This is a genomic window from Lutibacter sp., assembly GCF_013041805.1.
Taxonomy (GTDB): domain Bacteria; phylum Bacteroidota; class Bacteroidia; order Flavobacteriales; family Flavobacteriaceae; genus Lutibacter.
This window is the reverse complement of record NZ_JABDRI010000065.1, coordinates 21,102-30,188: the sequence shown is the minus strand read 5'-3', so window position 1 is coordinate 30,188 and position 9,087 is coordinate 21,102. Positions and strand designations below refer to the sequence as shown.

Annotated in this window: 3 protein-coding genes; all 3 read right to left on the bottom strand. The window is 34.1% G+C overall.

Translation table 11 applies throughout. From position 1 onward, the window contains the following. A partial coding sequence (locus HKP59_RS08385) for a hypothetical protein (RefSeq protein ID WP_291805625.1) occupies nucleotides 1–4,829 on the bottom strand: 4,829 nt, incomplete at its 3' end. Between the two features lie 5 nt (nucleotides 4,830–4,834). After that, nucleotides 4,835–8,530 carry an SdrD B-like domain-containing protein gene (locus tag HKP59_RS08380; protein WP_291805623.1) on the bottom strand — a complete coding sequence of 1,232 codons (3,696 nt, stop codon included), beginning with the start codon at nucleotides 8,528–8,530 and terminating at the stop codon, nucleotides 4,835–4,837. Next, nucleotides 8,531–9,004, bottom strand: coding sequence for a DUF4402 domain-containing protein (locus HKP59_RS08375; protein WP_291805621.1), 474 nt, complete (start codon nucleotides 9,002–9,004; stop codon nucleotides 8,531–8,533). It abuts the gene before it with no gap. Nucleotides 9,005–9,087 lie beyond the last annotated feature (83 nt).

Below are 9,087 nucleotides of genomic sequence, written 5' to 3'. Positions count from 1 at the left end.
GAATCTACTAGTTCTGAAGGCAGATAATGCATTTTTACAATTGCTTGTGAAGTTGAACCATTATCAGATCGTGCTACATTATAAAAACGTTGTACTTTTCCTTCAGGAGACCAAGATGCCCAAGTTGGAACTGCTCCAATAGTTGTTTTTATACTTAACCAGGTAGGTTTTAAATTGGAATCAACAAAAGTAACATTAGTATGAGCACTACCAAAACTATACACTTTATTTGAATTAAACGTATGCTCTCGCCTTACAATACCCGTTACTTCTCCTTCACCAATAATAGTTGCATTTTCTCCTAGTGTTAATGTGTTACTTCCCATATCAAGCAAACCTGCTGTGCTAGATGGATTTGGGCTCTGTAAATCAATAATTCCATTAATCGTACAACTACAACAAGCATTTATTCCAGCGCCATTAATTGTTAAATTATTAAGACTTGCACTAAATATATTATCTGGACACGTAATTGCAGTGGTATTCATTAATACCAACGTAGCTAAAGCATCACTTGGATCAATGTTTCCAGTTACTCTAGTTGGTGAATTTCCTGAAATAGTAAACGAATTTGGTCCAATTGTTAAAGTCCCCGAAGTTAAAGTTAGTGTTCCAGCTACACTAACATCTCCACCTAGGCTAATTCCATTTGCACGATCAAGTATTAAATTATTCAATTCAACACTTGGTAGCACTGTACTAGCAACACTTCCTCCAACAATTAAGTCACTGGTACTACCACCAGTTAATGTACCTAGTATAGTTGAAATAGAACCATTAATAATTAACGTATTTTCACCAATACTAAATTCACCATCTGTAAGTGTTAATGCTGTTGGTATAATCAAATCTCCATTTTGGGCTAACCCAAGCTCGTTGTTAAGAGTTAAAGCATTGATTGTATTGCTTACAAAAACGCCGCTTGGTATACTTTGACTACCATCTCCTTCAAACACAACTTCTGATGAAATTGATGTGGCATCTATCTGGTTGGCAGTCGCAGAAAGTATACTTCCTTTAATGGTAAGCTGCTTTCCATTTACAACTAACTTTTTATCACTTATATTCGTAATTTCATGCAATGTTCTATTTTGGTCTAAATAACAATCATTTATTGGATTTGCAGCAAACGAAATATCTGCTCCGTCTAAAGGTACAACACCATCTGCCCAGTTTGTTGCAGTTCCAAAATCTGTGCTGGTAGTTCCTTGCCATACAAAATTAACCGACGATTCCAACGCACCCATTTTAGGTGGGTCACCACGAGTAATATCCTCATAATCAGTTGTAACATCTGTAATAGAGACACCAGGCAATGAAGCAGCTGTAATATAATCCAACGCATCAGTTCCTCCAGCTAAAGTAAATCCAGGGTCAATATTTAAACTATTGATATCTTGTGACGTTGCGGTTTGCCAGTCGGTAAAAGTTGCTTTATCCGTACTGCCCGTCTGACCTAACTGCGAAGGACTACCAGAAATAAAATAGTCATTATAATCAATGGTTAAGTTAGTTATTCCACTAACACGTACAGCATAATGCTTACCCGTTGTACCTCCCGTTCGTGCATTAAAGAGAATATTGTTTCTGAAATCACGACCATTATTGTTCGTAGCACTGTAAAGTGCATAAGTTGAAGCAGTTGTTCCACTGGCTGCTCCTCCTATATAAACTGAATTGAACCATACGCTGTTATCATTTCCTGTGTTCCCATTTTCATAGAGTCCGTTAATAGTTAGCCCTGATGAAATTCCTTCTCCTACGTTGATAATGTTGTTAGCGACAGTAGTTTTACCAGCATAAAATTTTATTCCGGTTAACGTTGCTTTCGTTGTTGAAGCATTCAAACTATGAATAAAATTATTTGTGATAGTATTTGTACCATTAGTACCACCAAAATAGAATATTCCCATAACGCTCACCCCTTGATCATTCCTTGTATAAGTACTGGTTAAATCATACACTGCATTCCCAATAATGTTTTGGTTCCCTAATGTACTTTGTTGTGCTATTCCAATAACAGCTGCACTTCCAACGTTGCCGCTACTAGGACTGGTACTGGTTAAATTCCTAATAGTATTATCTTGAATTGTATTTATTCCATTGTTCGTATATATTCCTACAACCTGGCCACTACTCGACCAAGAGTAGTCGTAGGCATTGAACAAATTAGCCACTGTATTAGAATTAATAACTGTAGTACCGCTAGAACTACTAATGATTCCGTAAACATTTTGAGCCGAGCCCGAAGTACTTGAGGTGATGGCCTGGATACTATTTGAAGTAGTTAAACTTCCTATTTGATTGTGTGAAACATCTAAACTCCCGCTTGTACCACCTACCTTGTAGATTCCATAAAATGAATGTGTATACGAATTAGCAGATTGTGTGGTTACAGAACCAATTATATTATTTGAAATATTTACTGTGCCCGAACTATTTACATAAATACCATACGATACAGCAGCTATATCAGCATTTGATTTAGTAAGTAAAATAGAATTATTTCCACTTTCAGCCCCAATTGTGTTGCCATTAATTGTTCCAATATTTGCATCTCCTGAATTTACATCAATTCCCATCCAAGGAATGCTATTGATATTGGTAATATCAAAATTTCTGATTATATTTCCTTGCAATGAGCTAGGAGTATCAGTTCCAACATCGAGATGAATCGCGTAAAAGCGGAATGCTGATTCTGCACTCATTTTAAAGGCATCACCACCACACAGTGCATCTTTACCTCCAAAATAATTATTGGTTATATTGAAGTTGTTTCCCAAGGTATCGTAAACTCGAATACCATAATAATAATGATTACTAGTTGGCGCAAAATCAGTAGTTTCATAAAAGCTATTTCCTTCTATAATCCAATCCGAAGATTTTTGATAAATGTAAATACCGTAGCTTGTAGAATTAGGTCTAAAAAAATCATAGAAATTATTATTGGAAATAGTGTTGTTGCTATTATCTCGACCTGTTGTTCCAAAGGAATATATTGTGGCATAAGGCCTATCGGAAGTATTTAAACTTGTTACATTACAATTTTCAACTAGATTTCCACTATTTCCACTTCCTGAACTAGATCCTGCAAAAAGTAATACTCCGCTGTAAGAACCTGTTGCTCCCCCTTTAATATAACAATATTGAATACTATTATTACCTGCTGAATTAATAAACCTGATGGTACTAGTATTTGAAATAGTTGATATACTTGAATTGATGATAGTTAAATCTGTAACACTTCCTATGGCATTTACCCGACCATCAATTGTGACGTTATCAGCACCATTTAAATCAATAAGCGGCGAATCAAGGTTTCCGCTTATAGAAAGCCCCGAAACCGTTGGATAGATTTTTACTGAGCTATAACTTGCACTTCCACTACCACTGGTATTAAGCGTTGCCGAAGCAGATTCTATTGTACTGTGATTTATTTTAATATTTATGGTTCCCTGATGTTTTCCAGCATTAATTTCATCGAAAGCACCTTTTAGGGTTGGATAAAACGCTAGCGCAGCCCCTATGGTAGCATTAACTTCAATGTTAGGTGGTGTGTATTCAATCCAGGTACTATTTGTTCCGCTTTGTATTTCCTGCCATTTATTAAAAAATGTATTAACACCACTATGTAGCCCCATATCAACGCCACTTTTGGTGATATTATCTGCTCCTAATTTTAATACTATTTTATTAGTAGATTCATAAAAACTAACCTGTACATCAGCGTAATTATTATCGTTATAATCAATTTCAATATTATTGTATTCAATAGTAAATACCCTATTTGGAGCAGTTCCTGTAACCAATGATCTTACCCAGCCTGTCCCGGCCACGTTTCCATCGTACACTGCCATGGCAATAATTTGTCCAAGGTTGGTAGCTGTACTTGTTAAGTTGTATGAACTGGCTGTATCATAATTTGTTGAAGCAACACCGTCTAACCTAATTAATCCATTGGTTGCAACACTTAAACTGTTTGCTGTTGTGTAAGAATTATCATAATACGTAAAGTTGAATGGCCAATTGACAGTGGCCTGGCTATCATCACCCGACACAATAGTTGAACCTGAAGAACAATCAATCCAGCTGTAAGTTGACCCTGTAGAACCGGTTTGCATTGCATAATTCCAACTTGCTTGTGGTCCTGAATAAACTGGTGGATCACTTGTTCGAGTGTATTCAATCCAAGTATTGTTCGTTCCGCTTTGTACCTCCTGCCACTTATTATAATATCCTGTAACACCACTGTGAAGACCCAAGTCAATACCATTCTTATTTACATTATCTGTACCTAATTTAATTACTATTTTGTTCAGTGTTTCATAGAAACTAACCTGCACATCGGCATATCTATTATCATTATAATCAATTTCAATATTATTGTATTCGATGGTTAATATTCGGTTTGGTGCGGAACCTGTGACCACGTATTTTACCCAACCACCGTTGTCTCCAACTTTACCATCATATACCGCCATGGCAATAATTTGTCCTAGTTCGGTAGACGCACTTGATAACGTATAGGAGCTTGCTGAACCATAATCTGTACTGGCTGCACCGTCAAGTCTAATAAATCCATTTGTTGCAACACTTATGCTACTAGATGTCGTATATGTATTATCGTAATAGCTAAAACTAAATGGCCACGAAAAAGAACCGACTGCATCGTCACCGGTAACAATACTTGTTCCTGCGCTGCAATCAATCCAGCTATAGGTAGTTCCCAATGTTCCTGTTTGAGTGGCATAATTGGAACTAGCAGATTGACCCAATACATTGTATTGAATAACTAAAAAAATAACGAAACCTATTACTTTTGTTTTCATTACGCTTAGTTTTTAATGTTTATTATTTCAAAATCTAACCGATTCAATTTATCATTACCATTTATTTCATTAATTACTGCATTTTGTATAGACGTGATAGATTTATACCCAAACTTTTCTAACTGATTGTTATCTATTCGAACCCTATAAGTACCCGAACTCAAATTTAAAAAACTATAGGTACCTAGTTCATCTGCTGCGGTCTCTTGAATTACTTGGTCATTAATATCCAATAGCTGAACTTTAATAGTTTTTATATCAACCTTTTTATGAGTATCCTTAAAATGAATAATTCCTTTTAAATTGTTATGTACTCCTTTTTGTTGTGTACGTATTTTATCTAGTTCATAGAGTTCAACTTTTTCTCCATCATTATAAGCAACTACGTAAGCATCTTTTATACCTTTAATTACAATGTTATTCTTAGCAATTTTAGCTTCCTTTTTTAGGTTGTACTTACCTGCGATATATCTTGTGGCAGTATCTTGTAAAATTTCATAATAAATAGGTGCTAAATTTAAAAGTTGCTTTGGTGTAACTTTATTCTTGTATACTCCTATTTGAACGCTATAAAAAGAACCTTTAACTTTAGATATTTCAGTAAAACTAACATCCATATTTTCAAACATTGACTGTGCTTTTCTATTATTATCTCCAGCACCATTACCTTGTAAAGATTGAGTTTCTAAAGATATATATTCAATTAATTTTTTTTTATTATTTTGTTGGTAGGTAACTATACTTGCTCCTTTCACACCTTTCAACATCAATCCATTTTTTGCATTAGAAGCATCACTCTTAGAAGTATATTTTCCATAAACAAACCTATACATGCCATTTGGCAACACTTCATAAAAAATGGGTGCTAAATTACCTAATTGTTGCAGAGTTGGTTTTTGACGAAACTCCCCTAATTGAATAGCATATAAACTTTTATTTAACACTTCTACTTTATTCAATGATGACGAATCTCCCTTTTTAAATTCTTTTTTCAGTAAAGATTTTATTTGAATTGGGTTCTTTTGAGTAGGTACAAACGAAGTGGTATCTTTTTCATTGGCTCCTTTTTCAATTAGTTGATTTTTATCTTGAATCTTAAAATCAACACCTTCTATAAAATCTCCATCAATTAATTTCTTAATGGTTACTTCTTGGTTTAATGGAGTAGATTGATAATTTAATTTTTTTAATTGTTTTTCATCAATACGAATAGTGTATGTCCCTGGTTTTAATCCTAGATAACTATAATAGCCATCAGACTCACTCAATGTTTCCCCTACTTTATAGCCTTTAGTATCAAAAATTTGTATCTTAACACGACCTTGTCCTGAAGTGTTTTCTCCTTTGTTCAAATACACCATTCCTGTTACTTCTCCTTCTACTAAAATTGGAATATCTATTTTTTTATACTGATTTGGATCCACTAGAACCTGATACGTTTTGTGTTTAAATCTCCATCCAATATTGTCCAGTTCTCCATCAGAAAAAGTAAGATTATAGGTAATAAATGAATTTAAATCTGATATTCTAACAATTGAATCTTTCTTGCTGTAGCTTATTTTACCTCCTGATATTTTAACCTTTTTTATAAATACCAAAGGTTCATCTGCATCTCGTTTATTATTCTGATTTAAATCAAGGAAAGGGTAACATAAAATACCTCCTTTACCTATTGCGGAGTTATAATCAGCATTTACTTCTCCATTTCCTGCACCAAATGCTAAACTACCTTGAGCATTTTCAGCAATGCTAACTCTTTTATTTGCATAAAATGCATTAAAACCAGTACGTGCATAAGGTAAATCATATCTAAAACTTAAAAATACATTATCCGTACCAAACTGCACATTCCGTTCATAGGCGGCAGAAAACGTTATTTTTGATGCTCTTTTTTCTATTTCTGCTCGTAAGCGCATCGCGCTATTGTCCGAAATATTATATTGAATAGTTGGTCTCACAATAAGTCCATTTCTAAACCTACGAGAAAGTACTACTGTAGAAGTCATAAAAGCGCTTTGTCCATTCAACCAGTTAGAAGCTAAGGAAACATTAGCTGAATTGTTTTTATAACGACCTGAAATTAAAGCATCTACTTGGTTAAAATTAAAGGCATCGTATACAAATTGATTAAAACTTAATTTTGTATTACCACTAATTTTACTCAATTTATAAGGTAAAGATAATCGTATTCTTCGATCTTCATTCATATTATCAAGCGTTGCTTGCTGACCTTTCTTAAATTTTTTATAGTCTAATTCTAAAAAAGCACTTGTTCCAAAATAATAATTTACTAGCCCCTTAACACTTACATTATGAGCATACTCCATATTTACAATCATTTTAGAAAATGGTTGAAAAGCCATATTTGCAAAAGGAATAAACTCATGAGTTGGAATGCTTGTTAAATATTCTACACCACCACCAATAGTAACAAACCTATTAATACCATAATTTACTTCTCCTCGTCCAAACTTACTTCCTTCATCATCTTCTAAAATACCTCCAGAGACTTTGTATTCCAATACGTTTGCAGGCATAAATGTATACGGTGTATTGAGCGTACGTTCTTCAACCCGTTCCTCTCCTAATGGCCCATAAAATTTTAATGTTAATGTGGTATATCCATATACTATTGGCACATTAAAAAGGTAAAAACCAGAGGCATCTGTTGATGTATAATCTACAAGTGCATCGTTTATATATAACTCTACAGTCCAATTCGGCTCAGCAACATCACTAATGGTATAGGTTCCTGCTGCCTTTCTAATGGTATTTGGCGAGTTATTAAAACTTGCTCCTACAACGGGAGCACGAAGAAAAGAAATAGATTGCGTTCCTATTTTACCAACCTGAACCTGTCTAAGGTAAGTATTCTCATTATCAATCCATCGCCAGTTATAAAAAAGTTGTCGTCTATCAAATTTTGTTTGATCAAAATAGTTAAATCCCACGCGCGCCTCTCCATAAAACAATTCACTTCCTAACGCTAAAGAAAATCTATTGTTGGGCTGTGCTCCTTCAGATTGAAAAGATGCAACAGACCAATCTAGTGCACCACCATTAAAAAAATGATAATCACGACCAATAACAGAGTCAATAATAACTTCGTTATTGGACTGGAGCTTTGTTATGTTTTCACGCATTTTTTCAAGCCTCGCTTGCTTTACCATTGGTAATTCAAAGTCAGCTTCTAATTTAATCGATAAAGAACGAAAATTAAAAACCATGTGTAAACCAAACGCTTCGCTTAAAACACTTGTTTCTACATATATGGATCCTAACTCCCGAACAATTCCATTTTCAGATGTAATAATTCTATCTCCTCTAGTAATTTGTTTTGAATCAAAATCAATTAAATAAGGAATCCTTTCGTTTTCAATAAAGCCTTTTAAAACGCCACCGCCATTTTCAACTTCACAAAATATTCCTAATTTTTTAAACAACTCTTCAACATTTACATATACCAATCGCTTATCAGTTATAATTACATCAGCTTCAAAACGAAGATACCCCTTCACAATTATTTCAACAGGAACTTCATCATAAGTATTAATTGGATCTAAAGGAATTTCTTTTTCATACTCATATCCTTGAATAGATTGTATTGATACAACTAGAAAAAGAAACAACAAACCAATTCCCTTTAGCTTTTTGAAAGCTTTTAATTGTTTAAAGGGGTTATATGATTTAGTTGTATTCATTTATTCTTGTGTAAAAGTCATAGGAAAACTACCAGTATATATTCCGGGGACAGCGTTGGAAGGTACTAGCAGTTTTCCGCCGACTCGTAAAACAGTAATAAAATTACAGTCATTTTGCGAAGGGAATTCATCTCCACTAATCCCTCGCTCTGTAGGGCCAATTACAAGTTCTAATTGGCCTCCATTACTTCCATTAATCATGACTGAATAATCGTAATCTATTGTAATTGTTCTTCCTTGACATAGTTTTATTTCAAAAATAGCAGGTGTAACAGATGTTGTATTTAAAGAAATTACCCCACCTGTAACCGTTACATTCCCTTGGTAATCTACTTCAATAGTACCTGCCCCATTTACATAAAAAATTCCAAAATCTATAGCTTGTGTTGGCAGTACAGTAATCCCTCTTTCTGGCAATGCAGGTTGAGCAAATAAAACACTTACAAAAAGAAAAACTGCTACTAATTGTACCAATTTTAATAAGCTCTTTATATTAATTATAGTGTTTTTCATGAGTACTGGAAATTACTATTTCATCACTTAATTTTTTACATAAC